The organism is Paraburkholderia nemoris (assembly GCF_905221015.1).
Classification (GTDB): domain Bacteria; phylum Pseudomonadota; class Gammaproteobacteria; order Burkholderiales; family Burkholderiaceae; genus Paraburkholderia; species Paraburkholderia nemoris.
Genome location: NZ_CAJNBO010000019.1, coordinates 107,650 through 130,763 on the forward strand (window position 1 = coordinate 107,650; position 23,114 = coordinate 130,763).

Sequence of the window (23,114 nt, forward strand, 5' to 3'; positions counted from 1 at the left end):
GTCGGCGACTCGGTACGCTGAATGTTACGCGTGCCAAAAAGTGCCGGAATTCGGAATATACGCGACGAATCAACGGAATAGCAAATAAAACATGATGTTCGAACCCCAATTATCAAGTTGGTGCATTGCGGCTATTTTTTATTGGTGCCACATCAAAAAGGTGCAAAAGAAAACGGCATGCGAAGATGCCGTTTCGGGTGCAGCCCTTTGATATGGAACGCTTTATTGCGTCTGCGGCGTTTCGCGGACCTTGCGCGGCCGCCCGCGCGGCAGCGGCGAAACACGCCGGTTGGCGGCCCGCGCCGCCCATTCGCGGTAGGTGTCGCTGCCCAGAACCCAGCCTTTCAGGGTGGCCTGCTGAAGCTGACTGGCCTCGCGTTCGTCGAGCGGTTGCTCGCACAACTCCCGGTAAGCGCGCTGTCGTTCGAACGGCGTGTTGCCGAGCGACCAGTACAACGGGTGGTCGGTAATCAGGCTGTCGAGCGTGAGGCCGATGTGATGGCGATAGCTCGACCAGCGGTAGTCCTCGGGCGCGCTCACGAGCCCGGCGCGCACCGGCGACATCTCGACCACGCGGCTCGCCAGCAGGAAATACCGCTCGCCTTCGATTACCGTGGCACGGTAGCGGCCCTCCCACAGCGTGCCGCGGCGCGCGTAACGCCGGTTGAAGTGCGCAACGTAGCGGCGCCCCACCGCCTGCATTGCCTTCGGCAGGCTCGACTCCTCAGTAGGCGTGACGAGCAGTTGGACGGAGCCAGGCATCAACGCATAAGCGTGGATGGACAAGTGATGGTCGCGTGAAGCCGCTTTCAAACAGTCGATGAAAAGCTCGTAGTCCTGGTCGTCGACGAATGCGGGCTGCTGATCGAGTCCACGGAGGATGACGTGCTGCGGCTGGTCAGGGACATAGAGACGTGCAAGCCGTGCCATGCTGGAGTATCCAATAGTCGCGTTGGTATATACCCGAAGGTCCGAAAAGCCGCATGGGCGCTGGGTTCGGCGCGGCGCGGCTTAGCCAGAAACCGCCCGGCGCTTAGGGAGAAAGCTCTAACTGCCGCGTATGGTTTGTTTCAAACGTTGTGGTCATAATGAGCGGGCCTTTTTTGGAGGAGCACATATGAAATTAAAACAGGCCATAACGGGGATCGCGGCGCTTGCCTGCATGACGGCAGCCAACGCGCAATCGGCCGGCAGTTTCTACGCTACGACGGGGTGGTTCCATTTCGCCCCCCAAGACAGTAGCGATCCGTTGAAGGAAACAAGCGTCGGCGGAACACCCGTCAACATTTCACTGCCCGGCACGGGCGCTGGCATCGACAGTTCCGACACCCTCGGCTTAAGCCTAGGCTACTTTGTCACCGATCACATCTCCGCGGAAGCTGAAATTGGCATTCCGCCGAAATTCAATCTGCTAGGTACAGGCACCTTCTCGCAATTCGGTACGCTCGGCTCCGCGAAGCAATGGAGTCCTGCTCTCCTGTTCAAATACTACTTCAACGACGCCGCCGCGAAGTTCCGACCGTATGCAGGCCTCGGGGTCACGTACGTCTGGTTCACCGACGCAAAGATCACCAACACCGCGTTTGAACAAGGCGTACTGCATGGTCCGACCTCAGTATCGACGGATCGTTCCTGGGCGCCGGTGTTTAATCTCGGTTTCAACTATGCGATCACCAAACATTGGTTCGCAGGGCTCTCCGTCTCGTACATACCGCTTAGCGTAACCGCGAAGCTGACCTCGAACGCGTCAACTCCGGTCGGCAACCTGACCGTGACGTCTGAGGCAAAAATCAAACTCAACCCGATCGTTACTTACGCGAAGATAGGTTACGTGTTCTAGGGAAGCCGGCTGTGCCCGCCTAGATCGAACCGTCGCGAACATTTCGCGCCTCAACCAAACGCCGTCACCCATGTGGCGGCGTTTTTTGATTCTATGCCTCTGTCACCCATTGTGGTGAATGCCGGATGCATTGTAATTTTGACCACCAATCGACCTTTCCTGTGCAATTTCTCCCAACAGAAACGATCTGCACATGTGCGTTGATCTCGCCGGAACGGCTCGCCGCCTGTGGCATCAAAGTTGCGTGACGCCATGCTTCACGCTTGAGTACTCGGAGACTTTTCTCAATTTCATCGACGGAGCGATCATGACAGCACTTCCAAACACGCGAGACGCCCTCGGCGAATCCTGGACCACTACCAGCCGCCGTGCGCGGCGTATCGCTCGCCATAGCCGCCACGCGGCCGAAGATATCGCAGGTGAACTGCGCACGCTGATGTCCGAACTCGAATCCACCCTGGCGGACGGCACCCAGGCGGACGCAGTGGCACTGCGCAGCAAACTGCGCAAGCAGCTCGACACCGCTCGCGAGCGCCTGAACGACACCCGCGAAGCCATGCGCGAACGCGCTGAAGTGGCGATCGCCGACGCCGACGACTACGTGCACGAAAACCCCTGGCAGACGATTGCGATCGTCGGCGGCGTCGCGCTGATCGCGGGTGCGCTGTTCGCATCGCGGCTGCGCTAGGCGAGTTGTTGCAACGAGCAGCGAGACGGGCCGCCGCCTCGGCGGCCTTTTTGCGCCGACACCCGTCGGTGTAGGCCCGTTCAGTTGTCGTCGATCACGAACAGCCGCTGATACTCCTTCACCGCGTATCGATCCGTCATGCCCGCGATGTAATGGGCGATCAGACGCGGTTGCTGCGACGCGTCTGTCGATTGATAACCGGGTGGCAATAGCCGCGAATCTTCGGTGAACGCATCGAACAAACCGGCCACCACACGGCGTGCCTTGTTGGCCATGCGCATCACGCGATAGTGGCGGTACAGGTTTTTGAACAGAAAACGCTTGAGCGCCGCCGCCTGCGCGGCGATTGCTTCGCTATGCGCGACCAGCGGCGGTGCGGCGCGCACTGCGTCCAGCGAGACCGGCGCGTGCTTTGCAAGATTGAGCGAGGTCGTATCGATCAGGTCGACGATCAACGTATTGATGATGCGGCGCACCGTCTCGTGAATCAGCCGGCGCCCTTCGATCTGCGGAAAGTCGCCGCGCGCCGCCACGTAGTGCGTCTGCCATAACTCGACTTCGGCAAGCTGCTCCACCGTGAGCAAGCCGGAGCGCAAGCCGTCGTCGACGTCGTGGTTGTTGTAAGCGATCTCATCGGCGACATTGGCGATCTGCGCTTCGATGGAAGGCTGCCGCCCCTCCAGAAAACGCTCGCCGAGCGCGCCGAGCCGCCGCGCGTTCTCGCGCGAGCAGTGCTTGAGAATGCCCTCCCGCGTTTCAAAGCAGAGATTCAGGCCGTTGAACGCGCCGTAATGCTCCTCCAGATCGTCGACCACCGCGAGGCTTTGCAGGTTGTGCTCGAAGCCGCCATGCTCGCGCATACATTCGTTCAGCGCGTCCTGGCCTGCGTGGCCGAACGGCGTATGACCGAGATCGTGCGCAAGCGAAATGGCTTCGACGAGGTCTTCGTTGACGCGCAGATTGCGAGCCACCGAACGGGCGATCTGCGCGACTTCCAGGCTATGCGTGAGTCGCGTGCGAAACAGATCGCCTTCGTGATTCACGAATACCTGGGTTTTGTATTCGAGCCGGCGGAACGCCGTCGAATGGACAATGCGGTCGCGATCGCGCTGGAATTCAGTGCGCGCGCTGGGCGCGGCTTCGGGATAGCGGCGGCCGCGCGATTGAGCGGAACGTGCCGCATACGGCGCGAGGTGCGCTTCGAGTGCTTCCTGCGACGGCACGCCGCTCACGGGCGTGCCTGCCGGGTCGTGCTTTACATCGTCGCTGCGCCTGTCAGTCACCGGATTCTCCGAAACATGGGCGGCGCCTCGTGACGCGCGTGCGTGCTGCCTTGCTGCGAAGCCTCTGCCGTGTCGGTTTAGACGGCGGCAGCCAGCGTGGCGTGCACCTCGGCGTCGGGCGCCTGGGTGATCAGCGTCTCACCGAAACGCTTCAGCAGAATGAATTTGATCGCGCCGGCTTCCGCCTTCTTGTCGACCCGCATGAGGTCGACATAGCGCGACTCGCCGAGCGCAGGCGCGCGGGTGGGCAGACGCGCGGCAACGATTACGTCGACCAGACGCTTGCGCGCCGCTTCGTCGAGATAACCCATGCGCACGGACAGGTCCGCCGCCATCACCATGCCGCAGCCGACCGCCTCACCGTGCAGCCATTCGCCATAGCCGAGTCCGGCTTCGATCGCATGGCCGAACGTGTGGCCGAAATTGAGGATCGCACGCAATCCGCCTTCGCGCTCGTCCTGCGCCACGACCGACGCCTTGATCTCACACGAGCGCTTGACCGCCCCGGCCAGCGCCTCGGGCTCGCAGCGATTGAGCGCCTCGACGTTCGCTTCGATCCAGCTGAAGAAACCGGCGTCGGCAATCGCGCCGGTCTTGATGACTTCAGCGACGCCCGCTGCCAGTTCGCGCGCCGGCAGCGTGCGCAGCGCGCCGATGTCGGCGATCACGGCCTGCGGCTGGTAGAACGCACCGATCATGTTCTTGCCGAGCGGGTGGTTGATACCCGTCTTGCCGCCCACGGACGAATCCACCTGCGACAGCAAGGTAGTCGGCACCTGGATGAACGGCACGCCGCGCATGTAGCAGGCCGCGGCAAACCCCGTCATGTCGCCGATCACGCCACCGCCCAAGGCAATCAACGTGGTCTTGCGATCGGCGCGCGAGCCCAGCAGCGCGTCGAAAATCAGGTTCAGCGTTTCGAGGTTCTTGTACGCTTCGCCGTCCGGCAAAACGACCGTGGAGACCTGCTTGCCAAGCGGCGCCAACGCGGCGCGCAGCTTGTCACCGTAAAGCGGGTCGACCGTGGTATTCGTGACGATGGTGACCGAACTGCCGGCGATATGCGGCGCGAACAACGCGGTCTGGCCGATCAGATCGGCACCGATATGGATGGGGTAGGCGCGCTCGCCCAGTTCGACATTGACGGTAATCATACGGTCCATTATGGCGCAGGATGTTTGGCGACGCCGGCCATCTCGAGCTGCATCAGAACCATGTTGACGAGTCCGTTGACCGAAGGCCGGCCAGTTTCGATCACGAAGTGCGCGCATTCCCGGTATAGCGGATCGCGTACTTCGTAGAGCGCCTCGAGGCGCGCTTTGGGGTCTTCAGTCTGCAAAAGCGGGCGATTCTTGTCGCGTCGGGTGCGCAGCCACAGATCGTGCGGATTGGCGCGCAAATAGATCACCACACCCCGATTTTGCAGCGCTTCGCGGTTTTCCGGCCGCAGCACCGCGCCGCCGCCTGTGGCCAGCACGATATTGTCGCGCCCGGTCAGGTCGGAAATCACGTGCGCTTCGCGATCGCGAAAGCCCGCTTCGCCTTCCAGTTCGAAGATCACCGGGATGCGCGCGCCCGTACGCGCCTCGATTTCATGGTCGGAATCGAAGAACGGGCGATCGAGACGGCGCGCAATGGCCCGGCCCACGGTGGTTTTGCCTGCCCCCATGAGCCCTACAAAAAATACATTGGCGTGTGCGTCCCGCGCTTGCAACGGTGTCCCTCTGGCTAATCCGGTATGGTTCGTGCCGCAGCTTACTGGCAAAGTGACTGCCTTGTCGAGCCTGCAGGCCGCCGCGGGAGAGCGGCGGCAGCGTGCCCCTAATTTGTCTGAACGACGCGCGGCGTGATGAAAACAGCCAGTTCACTGCGCTGGTCCCGATGGGCCCGATGGCGGAAAAGCGCGCCTAAAACCGGTATTTTGCCCAGGACCGGCACCCGCGTCACATCGTCCCGGTTGTCGGTCGCGTAAATTCCGCCGATCGACACCGTACCACCATCTTCGACTTCGACGCGCGTTTGCACGTGTTTGGTGTTGATCGCGGGCCCGGCGTCGGTCTGCTCGCCGACGCTGTCTTTGGCGATGTCGAGATCCAGCACCACCCTGCCGTCCGGCATGATTTGCGGCTCGACCTCCAGTTTGAGCGTGGCGCGGCGAAACTGCACGCCCGACACGCCCTGCCCCACTTTCGCCTGATAGGGCAGCTCGGTGCCCTGCTCGACGACCGCTTTCATCCGGTCCGCCGTCACGACCCGGGGGCTCGAGACGATTTCGCCGCGCCCTTCGGCCTCCAGCGCGCTCAGCTCGATGTTCAAAAGCCGCGTCGCGCCGGCTGCGAACAAGGTCAGCCCGGCGGTGGCGGCGTCGAAACCGGAAATCGGACGCGCTGACAGATCGTACACGGTGCCGTCCGCGCCGCCGGTCAGGCCTCGGGCGGTGCCGTCGGCGCTGGTGGCCGCCATTGAGAGCCGTACGCCGAGATTGCGCGAAAAACCGTGCTCTCCCTCGACGATGCGTGCTTCGATCAACACCTGCCGGGTCGGCCGGTCGACGGAAGCAAGCAGCGCCGTGATTTGCGCGAGGCGTCCTTCGAGATCGGTGACGAACAGCAGATTGGTGCGCGGATCGGCCGTCGCGGCGCCGCGTTTGGACAGCACGCGCTGGTTACCGGCGCCGGTCAGCAGGCGCCGCACGTCTTCGGCCCGCGCGTAGTGCAGCTCGAACGTGCGGCTTGCGAGCGGCTCGAGATCGGCGGCTCTCGCGTGCGCTTCGAAACGCTGCCGTTCGCGCGCGGCCAGCTCCGCGATCGGTGCGACCCAGATCACGTTGCCGTGGCGCTCCATGGCGAGCCCGTTGACGTCGAGCAACGTATCGAACGCGGTGCGCCACGGCACCTTGTCGAGTCGTAGTGAGACGGCGCCGCGCACTTTCTCGCTCGCGACGATGTTCAGGCCGGTGAACTGGGCGAACGCGTTGAGCACCGCGCCGAGTTCCGCGCGCTGGAAGTTGAGCGAGATTGGTTTGTCGTCGGCGGCGAGCTTGGCGTCGTCGGGCGATTTCGGTGCGTTGCTCAGGCGCGCAAGCGGAGGCAGCGGCACCGGCGGCCCTTCGAGCGCCGAGGTTCCCTTGGCGTCGTTGTGCGCCGACATCGCGGATTGCCTCCGTAGTGGCACCGAACCGTCTGCGTCGTCGGCAAGGTCGTCAGCGCGTCCGATGTCAGCGGGTGCCGTCCCTCGCGATACGCCAGAGTCGGCGACGGAATTGTCGCGGAACGGGTTGGGTACTTCGGCAGCGATGCCGCGCGGTAAGGGCGGTACATCGTATCGGGCTTCGGGCGCCGTAATGGCGTCGTCGAGCGGCATGTATGCGGGCAGCGGCGGCAACGGTGGCGTCGAAGCATGCGCGATGCCGACGCTTATCGCCATGCATGCGATCAGGCTGCGAATCGGATTGCGAAGCAGGCTGAAAAGCGGATTGTGAATCGAGCTGCGAACCAAGTTGCAAACTGGGCTCGCACGCATCCTTCCAGACAAGCCGCGACACACGCCCGAACCAAACCACACACGAACGCCGACGCGCGACTCCGCAAAACCGAACGTCTTCATCAACCTCATCAGGACGTCCCCGTCAGTGCCAGCGTGCGTGTCACGCCGCCATTTGCCAGCGTGATGCTGAGCGCGTCGAGCCGCGTGACGCGCTCGGTGCCGAGTTGCTGCCCGGACACGACGGTGGTCGCACCATCCGGCGTATCTAGCAAGGCGAGTCCGCGCGTGCGATCGTGCAGCAAGCCGACGAGGCGCAGCTGCGAAGCATCAGGCGGCGGCTCACCGGACGCAAGCATCTGCGGAAGCGAGAACGGATCGAAGAACACGATGTTTTCTTCGTCATCCGAATCGAGGCTTTCGTCGGCAAACGCGTCCGCAGTCGCAGTTGAAGGCAGCGGCCTCAGCGCGCTGAATACGTGCAGCGTTGCCTTCACCGCTAACGAATCGGCATCGCGCTTGACCGTCACGTCGACGGGCACGATCAGCACCGGCAGATCCGACAGGCCACGCAGAAATGCCATCAGGTGAACGAAATCGGTATGCGCGGTGAGCTGTACAGGACGCATGCTTTCCGCACCTGAGCCACTGGCCGCGCCCGGTTCCACTGAGAGCAACGAGACGCTATTCTGCGCCGCGAGTTCGGATACGATCCGCACGTCGTCCGCGGAGGTCCACGGCGCAGGCAACTGTGCGCCCGGCATGGCGGCAACGTCCCGACGCAGCGCTGGCAATTGCGTCAGCGCACGGTGCGCGTCAGTGAGGTGCCGCGTGGCCGCCTCCAATGCCGCACGGCTCGCCTCGACACCGCCGAGATCGGCCACAGCCCAGCCATGCGTGCCAAGTCCGAACACCACTGCAGCGATCAGCAACGCAACCACCCAACGGCGCCGGCGACTCCAGGCAGCGAGCGGCAGGCGCGCGCGCTTCATCCACTGGGAAAACGCGGGCCGCGCGCTTGCCGCGCCGCCGAACCCGACAAAAGTCGTACTCATTTCGTATCTCCTGATGGTTCAGATTTCATGTGACGTTGTGCGGCAAGGCCCGACGTATGGGCCGTTTTCTTCGGCGGGTCGCCCCAGCGCAGATGCGCTCCGAATTCGATCGGGCCGCTGACACTGGCCGCCGCCACCGAACTGCTGCGCGGCGCCGAGCGACGCAGATCGCTCACCTCGGCGCCCTTCACGCCGCGGATCGCGCTCAAGCGTTTGAGCCACTCGGCCGATGCGAGATGTCCGCGCGAGGTTGCGAGCAACTCCGTCTCATGCTCGCGCTGCCGCATCTGCTGCAACACCACGCCGTCACCGGGTTCAAAACTCAATGCATCCAGCAGATCGCGCAAATGCGTAAGAGGCTCGGACAGGTTCATCGCACGCGCCACGCCTTTGCGTTGTTCGTCCTGCACCCGCAGCAATCTGGCGTGCTCGGCGAGCGGCTCGGCCAGTTGCGCGAGCGATTGCTCGATCGACTCGCGCTGCGCATCCAGGCGCGCCCTTTCGAATCCCTGCCATCCGATTAGCGCGAACACGGCCGCAAATCCGGCGAGCGCGGCGGCGAACCATTCGAGCAGACGCCGCCGGCGAGCGAGCCGAGCGTTGCGTTGCCTGTATGGCAGCAGGTTGAAGCCGCCGAGCCACGGCTGTGCGAAGCGCGCGCCACGCGTGGAAGTACGCGTGTCCGGGCCCGCCGGATCCAAATGAAGCTGCAGGCCGCGCATCATTCGAGCACCCCGCGCAACGCAAGTCCGAATGCGACCGCGGCGGCCGGCTCATGCAACAACGGATCGTGTAGTTGACGTGCGCGCCCACCCAGCGCCGCACACTCGAACGGCATCACGGTGCAGCCCAACACGTCGGCGATATCCGCGATCGAGAAACCCACGCTGTTGAGCAGATCGACTTCGCCGCTCAACAACGCACAATCGAGTACGGGGCCATGGACAAGATCACGCAACGCGTCGGCGAGATCGGCGTGTTCGGGCGCCGGGTAGCGCATTTCACCGACCAGGCAGTCGTCGACGATGCGCCAGCCGTATACGCCGTCCGTGCCGATCCAGAGCGCGACATAGGGCTCGTGCGGATCGAGTTCGTGACTCGCCGCGTAGCGCATGGCGCGCAAAGCCGCATGCGGCTCGCCATCGATCGCGGTGAGCGAGATGCCGGCGGTCGCAGCGCATTCGATACGCGCTTCGAGATGCTGGCGTGCGGTTGCGGCGATCGTCACCGAACGGATTGGCGAACGCGTTTCGTCGACGAACCAGTCGACCGCCAACGCGTGCCGCTCGAGGCCTGCGATGCGCTCGACTTCGCTCATCACCGCCGGTTCGAGTTCGGCGAGTTCATGCCCGCCGTCTGCCACGCAACCGGCGAGCGCGGCGAGCCGTGTGAGCGGCACGGTAGTAGTCAACGTGGCCGAGGCGGGCAGCGCCATCGCGCAGCGCAATGCATGCGTCGCACACGCGCGCGGCAGCCCCGCGAATGCGTCGCGCAACGCACGCGCCACCGCATGCCGGTCGGCGATCTCCGTGCCGGCCATGGCGCCTGCGCCGAGCGGCACGGAGATCGCATGTTCGATATGCAGCGCGGCACGTGCGCGCGAATGCTGACTCACCACGACCAGCCGCACCGCCTGCGAACCCACATCGATTCCCGCGGCAAAACGCTGCGCGCCGAGTTGCACACCTTGAAGCCACGAACTTTTGAACGTCATCACGCCCTCCCTCAGACTCACGCGACGAACCATTCGAACGCGAGAAACGAGTGAGGATTGTGCTTAGCCGCGCCGCCGCGCGACACTCAGCCGAATGGCTAACGTTGCGCGACGCGCGCCCTCCCGGCCATCAAAGCGTCTACAGTGAAGTCATTCCCGCGTGCGGCGCGCAGACTTGTCAAGAACTGTCAGTAAGCATGCCGAAAGCTGAAAAGCGAGGCGGCTATAATCGCGGGACTGTTTTTTGGTGCCCATATGCAATCCACGTCTCCCACGTCTCCGCCGCCCGCGCCGCAGAAGCGCAAACGCCCCCTGTGGCTCAAGCTCATCATCGGGCTGGTGGGTCTGATCGTCGCAGGCATCCTGTGCGTGCTGCTGGTGCTCGGTTATGCGCTGGTGGTAGCAACGCCGAACCTGCCGTCGCTCGATGCGCTGACCGACTACCGGCCGAAGGTGCCATTGCGCATCTATACGGCCGACCACGTGCTGATCGGCGAATTCGGTGAAGAGCGGCGCGACATCGTCCATATCCAGGACGTGCCCGACAGCCTGAAGAAAGCCGTGCTGGCAATCGAAGACGCGCGCTTCTACGATCACGGCGGCGTCGACCTCACAGGCATTGCGCGAGCCGGCTTCGTCGCACTGACCAACGGCCACGCCACGCAAGGCGCCAGCACCATCACCATGCAGGTGGCGCGCAACTTCTTCCTGTCGAGTGAAAAGACCTACACGCGCAAGATCTACGAGATGCTGCTCGCGTACAAGATCGAGTCGAAGCTGTCGAAAGATCAGATTCTCGAGGTGTACATGAATCAGATCTACCTCGGTCAGCGTGCGTATGGCTTCGCGAGCGCGGCACGGGTGTACTTCGGCAAAGATCTGAAGGACCTGACCCTGGCGGAATCCGCCATGCTGGCGGGTTTGCCGAAGGCGCCGTCCGCGTATAACCCGGTGGTCAATCCGAAGCGCGCGAAGATCCGCCAGGAGTACATCCTGCAGCGCATGTACGAACTGCACTACATCACTCAGGAACAATACGACGAGGCAAGCAGGCAGCCGCTGATCGTCAAGGGCGCGGGCAAGGAATTCAGCGTGCACGCGGAATACGTCGCGGAAATGGTGCGGCAGATGATGTACGCGCAGTATCGCGAAGAGGCGTATACACGCGGCCTGAACGTGGTAACCACCATCGACTCGGCCGATCAGGACGTTGCTTACCGGGCGCTGCGCAAAGGTCTGATGGACTACGAACGGCGCCACGGCTATCGCGGGCCGGAAGCGTTCATCGATTTGCCGTCCGATGCGGACGACCGCGAACAGGCTATCGACGACGCGTTGCTCGAACATCCCGACAACGGTGAAATCATCGCCGCGGTGGTCACGGCGGCGAGCCCGAAGCAGGTGCAGGCCACCTTCATCGACGGCAACGTCGCGACCATTCAGGGCGACGGCCTGCGCTTCGCGCAGTTCGCGCTCGGCACGCGCGCACAGCCGAATCAACGCGTGCGGCCTGGCGCGATCATTCGCGTCGTGAAGGATGACGACGGCAACTGGTCGATCACGCAGTTGCCGCAAGTGGAAGGCGCATTCGTTTCGGTGGTGCCGCAGGATGGCGCGATTCGCGCGCTGGTCGGCGGTTTCGACTTCAACAAGAACAAGTTCAACCACGTGACCCAGGCGTGGCGTCAGCCGGGTTCGAGCTTCAAGCCGTTCATCTATTCGGCCTCGCTCGAAAAGGGGCTCGGACCGGCTACGGTGATCAACGATGCGCCGCTCTTTTTCAGCGCTGCGGAGACGGGCGGCCAGGCGTGGGAGCCAAAGAACTACGGCGGTGGTTTCGATGGTCCGATGACCATGCGCACCGCGCTGCAGAAGTCGAAGAACCTCGTGTCGATTCGCATCCTGAACCACATCGGCACCAAGTACGCGCAGCAATACATCACGCGTTTCGGCTTCGACGCGGATCGTCACCCGGCTTATCTGCCGATGGCGCTCGGCGCGGGACTCGTTACGCCCTTGCAGATGGCCGGCGCGTTCTCGGTGTTTGCTAACGGCGGCTATCGCATCAACCCGTATCTGATCGCGGAAGTCACCGATCAGCGCGGCATCGTCGTGGCGCACGCGCAACCGCTGGTCGCCGAGCAGAGCGCGCCGCACGCGATCGAACCGCGCAATGCGTATGTGATGAACAGCCTGCTGCAAAGCGTCGCGCAACGGGGCACGGGCGCGAAGAGCAACGTGCTGAAACGTACCGATCTCGGCGGCAAGACCGGCACGACCAACGACTCGCGCGATGCGTGGTTCGCCGGCTATCAGCACACGCTCACGGCGATTGCGTGGATCGGTTACGACAACCCGCGCAGTCTCGGCGATAAGGAAACAGGCGGCGGCCTTGCGCTGCCGGTATGGATCGAATACATGGCGCGAGCGCTCAAAGGCGTGCCGGACTACAAGATGCCGATGCCCGACGGTGTGACCGAGCTCGGCTCAGAACTGTATTTCGACGACTTCACGCCGGGCCACGGTTTCGTCTCGACGGTCGGTATCAGTCAAGCAGCGCTGGATGCCGAGGCGAGCGGCGCGTCCGCGGCTGCGCCAGAGCAGGTCGGCGAACAGGAAAAGCAGGACATCATGAATCTGTTCCGCGGGCACTAAAGACGCGCTCAGAAGAGGTGGCAACGTTCGCCAGAAAAAACCGCCGCGCTCGATGCGCGGCGGTTTTTACCAAACGCTTTACGCTTCGAAGTGAACCGGCTCGCCGGCCTGCTGCGTCGCGTACTCCGACAGCGCGGCGAAAAACTCCGTGCCGCTGCGCGTATCGCGCCATTCACCGTCGATGAAACGGAAGTGGAAACCACCCGCTTTCGCGGCGATCCAGATCTCGCTCATCGGCGGCTGCAGGTTGACGATGATCTTCGTGCGGTTCTCGAATTCGAGGGTCAGGACATTGCCGCTGCGCTCGAGTTCGATGTCGGCTTCCGTGTCGTCGAGCGCGCGTTCGATGGCGGCTAGCGCGGCTTCCGCGCGGGTCAGGTAATCACTATCGGACATGCTAAACTCCATCGATTATTTATTCAGGGACAGTCATGCGAGTCGTATCTCGGATGCGCGCGGCGGCGCCCGGCCGCGCGATTGTAGCGGGTTTAGCCATTCTCGCAGGTTGTGCACTTGCCGGCTGCGGGCAACGCGGTTCGCTCTATTTGCCCACCGTGCCGCCGCTGCCGGCCAAGCCGATCGATCGCACGCAACCGCCGTCGCCGGATACAGTGAAATCGGGCGCGGCAACCCCCTCCACGATGGGTGAAGTACCGGATACTTCCGGCGCGCCGCTCTCGTTGGCGCCGGAAAGCGAACTCTCCGCGCCGCCCGCATCTGCTGCTACGCCTGCGCAAGCTGCCTCCGCCGTCACCCCCGCTCAATAAGACTTTCGCATGACTCGATCCGCATTTGACTACGTCGACGGCGTGTTGCACGCCGAGGGCGTGTCCGCCGCCTCACTCGCCGAACAGTTCGGCACGCCGCTGTACGTCTATTCGCGCGCCGCGCTGACCGAAGCGTGGAATGCCTACGCCGGCGCTTGTGCCGGCCGCCGTGCGACCGTGCACGTCGCCGTCAAGGCCAATAGCAATCTCGCGGTGCTGAACGTGTTCGCGCGTCTCGGCGCGGGCTTCGACATCGTGTCGGGCGGTGAGCTGGCGCGTGTGCTGGCCGCCGGCGGCAAAGCGGAAAACACCGTGTTCTCCGGCGTCGGCAAGCATGCGGACGAGATGCGTCAAGCGCTCGCAGCCGGCGTCAAATGCTTCAACGTCGAATCGATTCCCGAACTCGACCGTCTGAATGCGGTGGCGGCGGAAATGGGCAAAAAGGCCCCCGTCTCGTTGCGCGTGAATCCGGACGTCGACGCGAAAACGCATCCGTATATTTCCACCGGCCTGAAGTCGAACAAATTCGGTGTCGCGTTCGAAGATGCACGCGCTACGTATCGCGCCGCCGCGGCGATGACGCATCTCGACGTGGTCGGCATCGACTGCCATATCGGCTCGCAGATCACTGAAGTCGCACCGTATCTGGACGCAGTCGACAAGGTTCTCGAACTGGTCGAACAGATCGAACAGGACGGCGTGAAGATTCGCCACATCGACGTAGGCGGCGGTCTCGGTATCACGTACGACGACGAAACCCCGCCGGAAATCGGCGACTTCGTGCGCACGGTGCTCGATCGCATCGAAGCGCGCGGTCATGGGCATCGTGAAGTGTATTTCGAGCCGGGCCGCTCGCTGGTCGGCAATGCCGGTGTACTGCTCACGCGCGTCGAGTTTTTGAAGCCCGGCGCGGAAAAGAACTTCGCCATCGTCGATGCGGCAATGACCGATCTCGCGCGCCCAGCGATGTACGAGGCGTATCACGCGATCGAGCCTGTCGTTAAGCGCGACGTGCCCGCCCACGTGTACGACGTGGTTGGCCCGGTTTGCGAAAGCGGCGATTGGCTGGGTCGCGAGCGTTTGCTAGCGGTCGAACCGGGCGATCTGCTGGCGATTCGCTCGGCTGGCGCCTATGGCTTTGTGATGAGCTCGAACTACAACACCCGTCCGCGTGCGGCCGAGGTGATGGTTGATGGTACACAAGCGTATGTGGTCCGCGCTCGTGAAGAAGTGAAGCAGCTATTTGCGGGTGAGACGATCTTGCCGGCGTAAACGTCAGAGCTTAAAACCCCTCAATAAGAAAGGCGATGCCACTGCGGCATCGCCTTTTTATTTGCGCGCTTGTACCTGATGGTCAGCGTGCCTTTACCCTCCGCTCGCGCAGCCATACGAGCAAACGCCACCCCAGCAACGCGACCATGATCGCGCCGTAGATCTTCGGCAAGATCAGATCGTGCTTGCCCGCCTTCATCCACCAGAAGTGCAGGATCGCGAGCCCGCCGATCGCATAGATCGCGCGATGCAATGTCTGCCAGCGGCGTCCAAGTTTGCGCACCATCGCGCGCGGCGATGTAACGGCCAATGCAATCAGCAGCACGAACGCCGCGAAACCCACAGTGATGAAAGGCCGTTTGCCGATGTCCTTGAGAATCGCGGCAACGTCGAACCACTTGTCGAACCACAGGTACGTCGTGAAGTGCAGCGTCGCGTAGAAGAATGCATAGAGACCTAGCATCCGGCGGAACCTGGCCAATGCAGTGATGCCGGTCAGTCGACGCAACGGCGTCACCGCCAGCGTGATGCAAAGAAAGACGAGCGTCCACAGGCCCGTCGAGCGCGTGATGAACTCGATCGGATTCGCGCCCAGCCGATCTGTCATGCCGAACAGCACGATGCGCGCAAGCGGATACCACGCCGCGATAAATACCAGAATCTTGGTCGGCACGATCCAGCGTGCGCCGCTTGCGGGGCGCCGCGTCGTCGCCGACATCGGCGCCTTGGGATGCGGCGTTGCGCGTGGAGTTTCGGCAACAGGTTGCGTATCGGAGGAAGCCATGATGACGCCGCTCAAAAGTTCTTCTTCAGGTCCATGCCCTGATACAGCGACGCGACCTGATCGCCGTAGCCGTTGAACATCAACGTCTTGCGCTTGGGCGTGAAGAAACCATCTTCGCCGATGCGCCGCTCGGTGGCCTGGCTCCAGCGCGGGTGATCGACGTTCGGATTCACGTTCGAATAGAAACCGTATTCGTTCGAAGCATACGTGTTCCAGCTGGTCGGCGGCTGCTTGTCGAGGAAGCGGATTTTCACCAGCGACTTCGCGCTCTTGAAGCCATACTTCCACGGCACCACCACACGGATCGGCGCGCCGTTCTGATTCGGCAACACCTGCCCGTAGAGACCCATTGTCAGGAACGTCAGCGGGTTCATTGCTTCGTCCATTCGCAGACCTTCGGTGTACGGCCAGTCGAGTACCGGCGTCGACAGGCCAGGCATTTGCGACGGATCGGCGAGCGTGATGAATTGCACGTATTTGGCGTTGCCGGTCGGCTGCACGCGCTTGATCAACTCCGCGAGCGGCACGCCGATCCACGGAATCACCATCGACCAGCCTTCGACACAACGCAACCGGTACACGCGTTCCTCGAGCGGCGCGAGTTTCAGCAATTCGTCGATGTCGTACACCTTCGGATTCTTGATTTCGCCCTCGACGCTCACCTTCCACGGGTGCGGACGCAACGTACCGGCGTTGTGCGCGGGATCCGCCTTGTCAGTGCCGAACTCGTAGTAGTTGTTGTACGTGGTGATGTCCTTGTACGGCGTGATCTTGTCGGGCGCGACGAACTTCGGGTTGGTCTTCGCCGCGAGCTTCTGCGCCTTCGGATCCGGCGACGAATACGCGGCCAGCGCCTCGCCATTCACGCCAATCAGACTGCCGAGCGCCAACGCGCCCGCAGCCTGCAGCACGCGCCGCCGGTTCTCGAAGACATGCTGAGGCGTGATTTCGCTGCGTGCGATGTCATCGCCGACGAGTTGAGTTCTGTCGTTTCGCTTGATCCACATCGTGCTGCTCCTTGCCGGCCCATCGGGTTGTCTATCTTACGGGGCCATATTGATGATCGGCTCGTTTAGCCACTCGCCCAGCCATCCTTGGGTGCTGATCTAACAAACACACTGGATGCAGCAAATATTCCGCCGGACGTAAAAAAACCGCCGGTGCGAAACACGCGGCGGTTTTTAGTCGGCTCAGAACGGCAGATCTTACAGCTTGCCGTAGCTATGCAGCCCCGACAGGAACATGTTGACGCCGAGGAACGCGAAGGTCGTCACCAGCAGGCCGGTCAGCGCCCACCATGCCGCCACCGCACCGCGCAGGCCCTTCATCAGGCGCATATGCAGCCAGGCCGCGTAGTTCAGCCACACAATCAGCGCCCACGTTTCCTTCGGGTCCCAGCTCCAGTAACCGCCCCATGCTTCCGCGGCCCACAGCGCGCCCAGAATCGTCGCAATCGTGAAGAACGCGAAGCCGACGGCGATCGACTTGTACATCAGGTCGTCGAGCACATCGAGCGGCGGCAGGCGGTCTGCCAGCACGCCGCGCTCTTTCGCCAGATACGCGACGCCGACCATGGCCGACAGCGCGAAGCTGCCATAGCCGATGAAGTTAGCCGGCACGTGGATCTTCATCCACCAGCTCTGCAGCGCCGGCACGAGCGGCTGGATCTGCTGGGCGTCACGCGCGACCGAGTACCACATCAGGAAGCCGACCGCCGCGCTGATCACCAGGAGCACGAATGCGCCGAGCGCACGCGTGTTGTAGTGCTGCTCGTAGTACAGATAGAACAGCGCCGTAATCAGGCTGAACAGCACGAACACTTCGTACAGGTTCGAGATTGGAATATGACCGACGTCCGCGCCGATCAGATACGACTCGTACCAGCGCACCATCAGGCCGACGAAGCCCATCACCACCGCAGCCCACGTCATTTTCGAACCGATCGCGGCGCCGGTCGGTGAACGCGACAGCAGGCCGATCCAGTAGAAAACGGTCGCGAAGACGAAGAGCGCGCTCATCCACAGAATCGCGGATTGGCTCGACAGGAAGTATTTGAGGAAGAACGCGTTATCCGCACGCGTCAGATCGCCGTGATAGATCTGGATCGCCAGCAGCGACAGCGCGGCGATGCCCACCATCAGCGGACGCACCGGCTTCCAGCGCCAGCCGAGTACGACGAACACCGGCACCGCGAGGCACAGCACCAGTTTGTCGTAGTAATTCATGAACGGGTGATAGCGCGACAGCGCAAACCCCGCGCCCGCGACCATCACGACGGCGAACAGCCAGTCGACGACGCCGAGCCGTTTCAGAAACGGCCGCTCGTCGTACTGGGCAACGTTGAGTGCCTCGTTCGCGAACGACTTCTGCGGCCGCGAGGCTGAAGAGGAGGATGAGGAAACCTGAGTCAAGTCCATGATCTTACCGGGTCGAATCTTGTGAGCGTGCGGACGGCGCGCCGGCCAGGCCGGGTTTGTCGGAGGCGCCGGCGGCATCGGATGCTTCAGTGAGTTTGGCGCCCAACGCGGCGCCGACAGCGTCGCGCGTTTGAACGAACTCCTTTTCGAAATCGAGCGTTTTGCGTGCGCTCGACATCGCCATCACGACATTCGTGCCGTGATCGGTGTCTTTGAGCCAGAACCAGAGGCGCCGTTCGCGGACGTAGAACATCGAAAAGATGCCCAATACGAGGAGCAGGCTGCCAAGATACACGACTTTTTTGCCCGGCGCGCGCGTCAACTGAAATACCGAAGCTTGCACCTGCTTGAATGAGTCGAGCTGTAAATAGACCGGCGAACCATACAAAAAGCTGTCGGATATTGCGTTGATCGAGCTCTGGACGAAGCGGCTGGCGTCCGCATTGGGCTGTGCATCCGGCTCGCCCAGCTGCTCACGCGACAGTTGCCACAGGTCCCACGTCGCGCCTTCCAGCATGCGCAGCAGCAGGCCGGCGGCTTTTTCCTGCTCACCCTTCGGCACGGAATGGTCGATGAAACCGGCGACCGCCTGGAAGCCGCCAACCGTCTGGCCGTTCGGCATCTTGATACTGTTGTCCGCACCGGCAAACAGGGTCAGGACGCGCAATGCGCTTTCTTCCAGGTGCTGTTGCAGTTCGGTATTCGAACCCGGCACCGAGCGCAGCGCGAAACGGTGAGCGGCCGCCGCGCGCATGGCCGGATCTTCAAGCGTGGCTCGCAAATTCATCCATTCCTTGACGGTCCCACCGGTGTCGGCGGGAATCCGCAGGTAGCGGAAGGGATCGTCCGGATTCAGGCGCATGCCGGCGAGGAACATCTTTTCGCCCGCGACATCCACCGGCAGCATGTAGTTGTTGTACTCGCGCGCCTGGCCGTCCTTGTCGCGCACCTTGTACTGCACCGACGGACCGACGTTATGCAGATCGAGCGGCTTCGAACTCTTGGCGCCGGAGCCGAGACGCTCATCGAACGCTTCTTTCAGCGATCGATGCGCAGCGACGCCACGTGCATCGTTCTGGCCGCTGCCATTGGAGACGTTTTCGACGTTGATCGCGCGAAAATCGGTGAATTCGACGGTCTGGCCGTCAGCCAACGGCGTGGCCATGCTCAACGGCGCATTGCCGCCGATCGTGCCGCCGAACGGCGCGGTCTTCGCGCTCGCACCGGACATCGGGTACGCGGTCATCTGCATCTGCGAGCCGCCGTCCTGGAAGCTCGACTGGTAGATCGACACGCCGTCGTAGGTGAACGGCTTGTTCACTTCGACGCGTGCCGGCACGCGTGCGCCCGTTTTATGGTCGACCACGACGATATCGCTCGCGAACAGCTTCGGCATGCCCGTCGAGTAGTAATCGACGATGAATTTGTTCAGCTCGATCGAGAACGGCAGGTCCTGGATCAGCGAGCCGTCCGGCTGGTTAAGGATCGCCGTCGACACATGCTGTCCTTCCGGCACCCACGCATAGCCGCGGAAAGTCGGGTTCGATTGCGACAGGCGATGTTCCGGCGGAATGTCGTTGATCACCGTATTGGCGCGGATCGGCGACTTGTCGAACAGCCACATTTGCAGCTTGATCGGCAGATTGCTGTCGAGCAGGCCGCCCAGACAGATCACCACAATCGCAATGTGCGCCGAGATGTAGCCGAACTTGGTCAGCGCGCCGCGCTTCGCGGCGATCAGCGTTGCGCCGTCCGACTCGCGCGTGACGAACTTGTAGCCGAGCTTGGCCGAGAGTCTGGCGAGCACCGCCGAGGTCTGCGCGCGCGTGCCGTGCACCGCGAACTCGCCCTTATGGTGAAACGCGCGCAGGCTGCCTTCGCGGACCTTGTCCTTCCAGCTCTTCGCGTCCGCGAGCATCTTCGGCGCGTTGCGGATCACGCACAGCGACACCGACACCATCAGGAAGCCGAGAATCAGCATGAACCACCACGAGCTGTACACCGTGTACAGGCTCAGCGAGCGGAAGATGTCCGCCCAGAACGGGCCGAACTGATTGACGTAGTTGGGATACGGATCGTCCTGCGTGAGGACGGTGCCGATGATGCTGGCGATCGACAGGATCACGAGCAGCGCAATGGCGAAACGCATCGAACTCAATACTTCGATGATGCTGCGCGTGATGCGATTGCCCGACTTCGACTGCAAACCCGACGTGGTGACGCTCATTCATACTCCGACTGAACAGCAAAAAAGGGTGAAGGGCTGTCGTAGACACGACGCCCTCACCCTTTTCTTGTTTTGTACCGGCCTCGCCGGGCCGGTTGCTTGCGTGCGGACTTCTTAGTGCAAGCCCGCGATGTAATCGGCTACAGCCTTGATCTCGCTGTCCGACAGACGCGATGCAATAGCGTGCATCGCCTCATTGTTGTTACGTGCGCCCGGGCCCTGCGTGAACGCGGTCAACTGCGCCACCGTGTATTCGGCCCACTGGCCCGACAGACGCGGATACTGCGACGGAATTCCCTGACCGGTCGGCCCGTGGCAGCTTGCGCACGCCGGTACTCCCTTGTCCGCGATACCGCCGCGGTAAATCTTCTGGCCGAGCGGGACGGTGTCCTTGTTATGCGCGTAGCCTGGCTTCGGGGTCTGCGTCGAAAAATAAGCAGCCACGTTGACCACGTCCTGATCGGACAGCGCCGCGGCCATGCCCGCCATGATCGCATTGTTGCGCGCGGGCTGCTTGGCGCCCGGCTGCGTTTTGAAATCCATCAGCTGCTTGACGAGATACTCGGGATGCTGACCTGCCAGTTTTGGATACGCACCGCCAGCACTGTTGCCGTCTGCACCGTGACATGTCGCGCAAACCTGCACTGCGATTGCCTGCCCCCGATTGACGTCCGGCTTTGCCGGATCTGCTGCTCGTGCCTGAATTGCCAAACCTGAAAGACCTGCCGCTACTTGAAGCACCATCAGAGTCTTGCACAGTCGATTCATTCGCACACCCTGTCTCGTCTTGTGGGATTTTAGAGGTTTTGCAAGATACGACAGCGACTGAGTGACCGCAAAGAGCCGCCAAGGCACGCGGGCTGGCCCCCTCAGGTTTTCAGTAAACCATCGTATTGTACAATAACTCGCTAATCGCTAAGACGCCAGTCGGGCTTGACCCGTCCCCACTCCGGGTTCCCCGGCGTCTCGAATACCGGCCTGATCATGTCCTTCCTGCTCCACCAATCCCGCTTTTTCACGACCGTCAATCACTTGCGTGATCTGCCGGCCACCGCGCAACCCGAGATCTGCTTTGCGGGACGCTCGAATGCGGGCAAGTCCACGGCCATCAATATTCTGTGCAATCAGAAGCGTTTGGCGTTCGCCAGTAAGACGCCTGGCCGCACCCAGCACATCAATTATTTCTCGGTGGGCAAGGAGGACGAGCCGACTGCGCATCTGGTCGACCTGCCGGGCTACGGTTATGCGGAAGTGCCGGGCGCAGCCAAGGCCCACTGGGAAGCGCTGCTCTCCACCTACCTGCAATCGCGCTCGCAACTGCGCGGCATGATCCTGATGATGGACTCGCGCCGCCCGTTGACTGACCTGGACCGACGCATGATCGAGTGGTTCGCGCCGACCGGCAAGCCGATCCACACGCTGCTGACGAAGTGCGACAAATTGACGCGTCAGGAAAGCGTCAACGCCTTGCGCGCGACGCAGAAAGGTTTGGCCGAATATCGCGCCGCTGGCTACCAAGGCGAACTGACCGCGCAGCTGTTCTCGGCGCTCAAGCGCGTCGGAATCGACGAAGCGCACGAACTGATCGAAGGCTGGCTGATCCCCGAGGCGAAGGGCGAAACGGACGCGCCGCAGTAATCGCGCGGCGGGTACGAACCCAGGCAAAAAACGCCATTCCGGCCGCCCATAAAAAAACCCGCCGCTTTAACGGCGGGTCAAACAGCCTAATCGAAAAAACGACAGGCACCCGCTCAGGGAGGAGAAGCGGGGAGGTCAGCGCAGGGCGCCTTGCTCGATCGGTATGATATACCATTGTCTCGAAAAGTTTCCGGGAGCGGAGGCACGCGTTACTCGCCCACTCCACACATCCACGTTTCCTCGATTCGGTTATGAGCTTCTTTCCGCACTACCGTCCGCGCCGCATGCGCCGTGACGACTTCTCGCGCCGCCTGATGCGAGAAAACATCCTCACCACCAACGATCTGATCTACCCCGTATTTATCGTCGAAGGCGCCAACGTGCGGCAAGCCGTACCGTCAATGCCAGGCGTCGAACGTGTGTCGGTGGATCTGCTGATGGGCGTGGCCGAGCAATGCGTCGAGCTGGGCGTGCCGGTACTGGCGCTCTTTCCGGCCATCGACCCTTCCTTGAAGACGCCTGATGGCCGCGAGGCGACCAACCCGGCTGGCCTGATTCCGCGCGCGGTTCGCGAACTGAAAAAGAATTTTCCCGACCTCGGTGTGCTGACCGACGTCGCGCTCGATCCGTACACGAGCCACGGCCAGGACGGCGTTCTGGACGAAGCGGGCTACGTGATCAACGACGAGACCGTCGAGATCCTCGTGGAACAGGCGCGTGTGCAAGCTGAAGCGGGCGTCGATATCGTCGCGCCCTCGGACATGATGGACGGACGTATCGGCGCGATCCGCGAAATGCTCGAGAGCGAGGGACATATCCACACGCGCATCATGGCTTATGCAGCCAAGTTCGCGTCGGCGTTTTACGGCCCGTTCCGCGATGCCGTCGGTTCCGCGACGAACCTCGGCAAGGGCAACAAAATGACCTACCAGATGGACCCGGCCAACTCGGATGAAGCACTGCGCGAAGTGCAGGCGGACATCGAAGAAGGCGCGGATATGGTGATGGTCAAGCCGGGCATGCCGTATCTGGACATCGTGCGTCGTGTGAAGGACGAGTTCAAGTTCCCGACCTACGTGTATCAGGTCAGCGGCGAATACGCGATGCTGAAGGCGGCCGCGCAAAATGGCTGGCTCGATCACGACAAGGCGATGATGGAATCGCTGCTGGCGTTCAAGCGGGCAGGCGCGGATGGCGTGCTGACCTACTTCGCGCTGGATGCCGCGCGGATTTTGCGCTCGCAGAAGTGATTTGACGTGTTGCTTTACCGGCGACGCTAGTCTTCTGACAG

21 protein-coding genes are annotated in these 23,114 nt (G+C 62.4%); 7 read left to right on the plus strand and 14 right to left on the minus strand.

What is annotated here, in order from left to right; genetic code table 11:
* Nucleotides 1-222 precede the first annotated feature (222 nt).
* Nucleotides 223-930, minus strand: coding sequence for a transposase (locus tag KHO33_RS27195; RefSeq protein ID WP_054036587.1), 708 nt, complete (start codon nt 928-930; stop codon nt 223-225).
* 187 nt (nt 931-1,117) lie between these two features.
* Here KHO33_RS27195 and KHO33_RS27200 point away from each other — a divergent pair, with 187 nt between their 5' ends.
* Nucleotides 1,118-1,840: an OmpW/AlkL family protein gene (locus KHO33_RS27200; protein ID WP_054036584.1), complete on the plus strand. Its 723-nt coding sequence runs from the start codon at nt 1,118-1,120 to the stop codon at nt 1,838-1,840.
* A 307-nt stretch (nt 1,841-2,147) separates the two neighbouring features.
* The gene (locus KHO33_RS27205) at nt 2,148-2,528 is read left to right on the plus strand and encodes a DUF883 family protein (RefSeq protein ID WP_200566026.1); all 381 of its coding nucleotides are present in this window, start codon (nt 2,148-2,150) and stop codon (nt 2,526-2,528) included.
* A gap of 80 nt (nt 2,529-2,608) precedes the next feature.
* On the opposite strand, the gene KHO33_RS27210 is transcribed toward KHO33_RS27205, so the two are convergent.
* The 7 genes from KHO33_RS27210 to pilM all read right to left on the minus strand — a co-directional run bounded on the left by KHO33_RS27210 (nt 2,609) and on the right by pilM (nt 10,063).
* The gene (locus tag KHO33_RS27210) at nt 2,609-3,811 is read right to left on the minus strand and encodes a deoxyguanosinetriphosphate triphosphohydrolase (RefSeq protein WP_200566025.1); all 1,203 of its coding nucleotides are present in this window, start codon (nt 3,809-3,811) and stop codon (nt 2,609-2,611) included.
* A 77-nt stretch (nt 3,812-3,888) separates the two neighbouring features.
* Nucleotides 3,889-4,974, minus strand: coding sequence for a 3-dehydroquinate synthase (gene aroB, locus KHO33_RS27215; protein ID WP_200566024.1), 1,086 nt, complete (start codon nt 4,972-4,974; stop codon nt 3,889-3,891).
* Nucleotides 4,974-5,525 (minus strand): shikimate kinase, encoded by a 552-nt coding sequence (locus tag KHO33_RS27220; protein ID WP_128576414.1) that lies wholly within the window; start codon nt 5,523-5,525, stop codon nt 4,974-4,976. The genes aroB and KHO33_RS27220 overlap by 1 nt, the downstream gene beginning before the upstream one ends.
* A gap of 107 nt (nt 5,526-5,632) precedes the next feature.
* The gene (locus KHO33_RS27225; protein ID WP_234480663.1) at nt 5,633-7,237 is read right to left on the minus strand and encodes a type IV pilus secretin PilQ; all 1,605 of its coding nucleotides are present in this window, start codon (nt 7,235-7,237) and stop codon (nt 5,633-5,635) included.
* Between the two features lie 188 nt (nt 7,238-7,425).
* Entirely contained in the window at nt 7,426-8,349 is a 924-nt protein-coding gene (locus KHO33_RS27230) for a hypothetical protein (protein ID WP_200566023.1), read from the minus strand.
* A complete protein-coding gene (locus KHO33_RS27235; RefSeq protein ID WP_200566073.1) occupies nt 8,346-9,071 on the minus strand; it encodes a fimbrial assembly protein in 726 nt (241 codons plus the stop codon). The genes KHO33_RS27230 and KHO33_RS27235 overlap by 4 nt, the downstream gene beginning before the upstream one ends.
* Nucleotides 9,071-10,063, minus strand: coding sequence for a type IV pilus biogenesis protein PilM (gene pilM / locus KHO33_RS27240; RefSeq protein ID WP_054036577.1), 993 nt, complete (start codon nt 10,061-10,063; stop codon nt 9,071-9,073). The genes KHO33_RS27235 and pilM overlap by 1 nt, the downstream gene beginning before the upstream one ends.
* A gap of 255 nt (nt 10,064-10,318) precedes the next feature.
* On the opposite strand from pilM, the gene KHO33_RS27245 reads away from it, so the two are divergent.
* Nucleotides 10,319-12,718 carry a penicillin-binding protein 1A gene (locus KHO33_RS27245; protein WP_200566022.1) on the plus strand — a complete coding sequence of 800 codons (2,400 nt, stop codon included), beginning with the start codon at nt 10,319-10,321 and terminating at the stop codon, nt 12,716-12,718.
* A 78-nt stretch (nt 12,719-12,796) separates the two neighbouring features.
* Here KHO33_RS27245 and cyaY read toward each other — a convergent pair whose 3' ends face one another.
* On the minus strand, nt 12,797-13,114 hold the full coding sequence (gene cyaY, locus KHO33_RS27250; protein ID WP_054036574.1) for an iron donor protein CyaY: 318 nt from the start codon (nt 13,112-13,114) through the stop codon (nt 12,797-12,799).
* A gap of 35 nt (nt 13,115-13,149) precedes the next feature.
* On the opposite strand from cyaY, the gene lptM reads away from it, so the two are divergent.
* Nucleotides 13,150-13,485, plus strand: coding sequence for an LPS translocon maturation chaperone LptM (lptM, locus tag KHO33_RS27255; protein WP_054036572.1), 336 nt, complete (start codon nt 13,150-13,152; stop codon nt 13,483-13,485).
* A 9-nt stretch (nt 13,486-13,494) separates the two neighbouring features.
* Nucleotides 13,495-14,757 (plus strand): diaminopimelate decarboxylase, encoded by a 1,263-nt coding sequence (lysA, locus tag KHO33_RS27260; RefSeq protein WP_054036570.1) that lies wholly within the window; start codon nt 13,495-13,497, stop codon nt 14,755-14,757.
* 82 nt (nt 14,758-14,839) lie between these two features.
* Here the strand turns inward: lysA and msrQ are convergent, their stop codons facing one another.
* The 5 genes from msrQ to KHO33_RS27285 form a co-directional block, all read right to left on the minus strand.
* Nucleotides 14,840-15,541 carry a protein-methionine-sulfoxide reductase heme-binding subunit MsrQ gene (gene msrQ / locus KHO33_RS27265; RefSeq protein WP_054036568.1) on the minus strand — a complete coding sequence of 234 codons (702 nt, stop codon included), beginning with the start codon at nt 15,539-15,541 and terminating at the stop codon, nt 14,840-14,842.
* An 11-nt stretch (nt 15,542-15,552) separates the two neighbouring features.
* Nucleotides 15,553-16,548: a protein-methionine-sulfoxide reductase catalytic subunit MsrP gene (gene msrP, locus KHO33_RS27270; protein WP_200566021.1), complete on the minus strand. Its 996-nt coding sequence runs from the start codon at nt 16,546-16,548 to the stop codon at nt 15,553-15,555.
* 198 nt (nt 16,549-16,746) lie between these two features.
* Entirely contained in the window at nt 16,747-17,958 is a 1,212-nt protein-coding gene (gene ccsB / locus KHO33_RS27275; protein WP_054036565.1) for a c-type cytochrome biogenesis protein CcsB, read from the minus strand.
* Between the two features lie 4 nt (nt 17,959-17,962).
* Entirely contained in the window at nt 17,963-20,185 is a 2,223-nt protein-coding gene (locus tag KHO33_RS27280; protein WP_200566020.1) for a cytochrome c biogenesis protein ResB, read from the minus strand.
* Nucleotides 20,186-20,299: 114 nt separating this feature from the next.
* Complete coding sequence (locus tag KHO33_RS27285; RefSeq protein ID WP_054036563.1) at nt 20,300-20,953, minus strand: c-type cytochrome; 654 nt, start codon at nt 20,951-20,953, stop codon at nt 20,300-20,302.
* A gap of 216 nt (nt 20,954-21,169) precedes the next feature.
* Here KHO33_RS27285 and yihA point away from each other — a divergent pair, with 216 nt between their 5' ends.
* Nucleotides 21,170-21,823: a ribosome biogenesis GTP-binding protein YihA/YsxC gene (gene yihA, locus KHO33_RS27290; RefSeq protein ID WP_054036561.1), complete on the plus strand. Its 654-nt coding sequence runs from the start codon at nt 21,170-21,172 to the stop codon at nt 21,821-21,823.
* A gap of 251 nt (nt 21,824-22,074) precedes the next feature.
* Nucleotides 22,075-23,073: a porphobilinogen synthase gene (gene hemB / locus KHO33_RS27295; protein ID WP_200566019.1), complete on the plus strand. Its 999-nt coding sequence runs from the start codon at nt 22,075-22,077 to the stop codon at nt 23,071-23,073.
* The last annotated feature ends 41 nt before the right edge of the window (nt 23,074-23,114 follow it).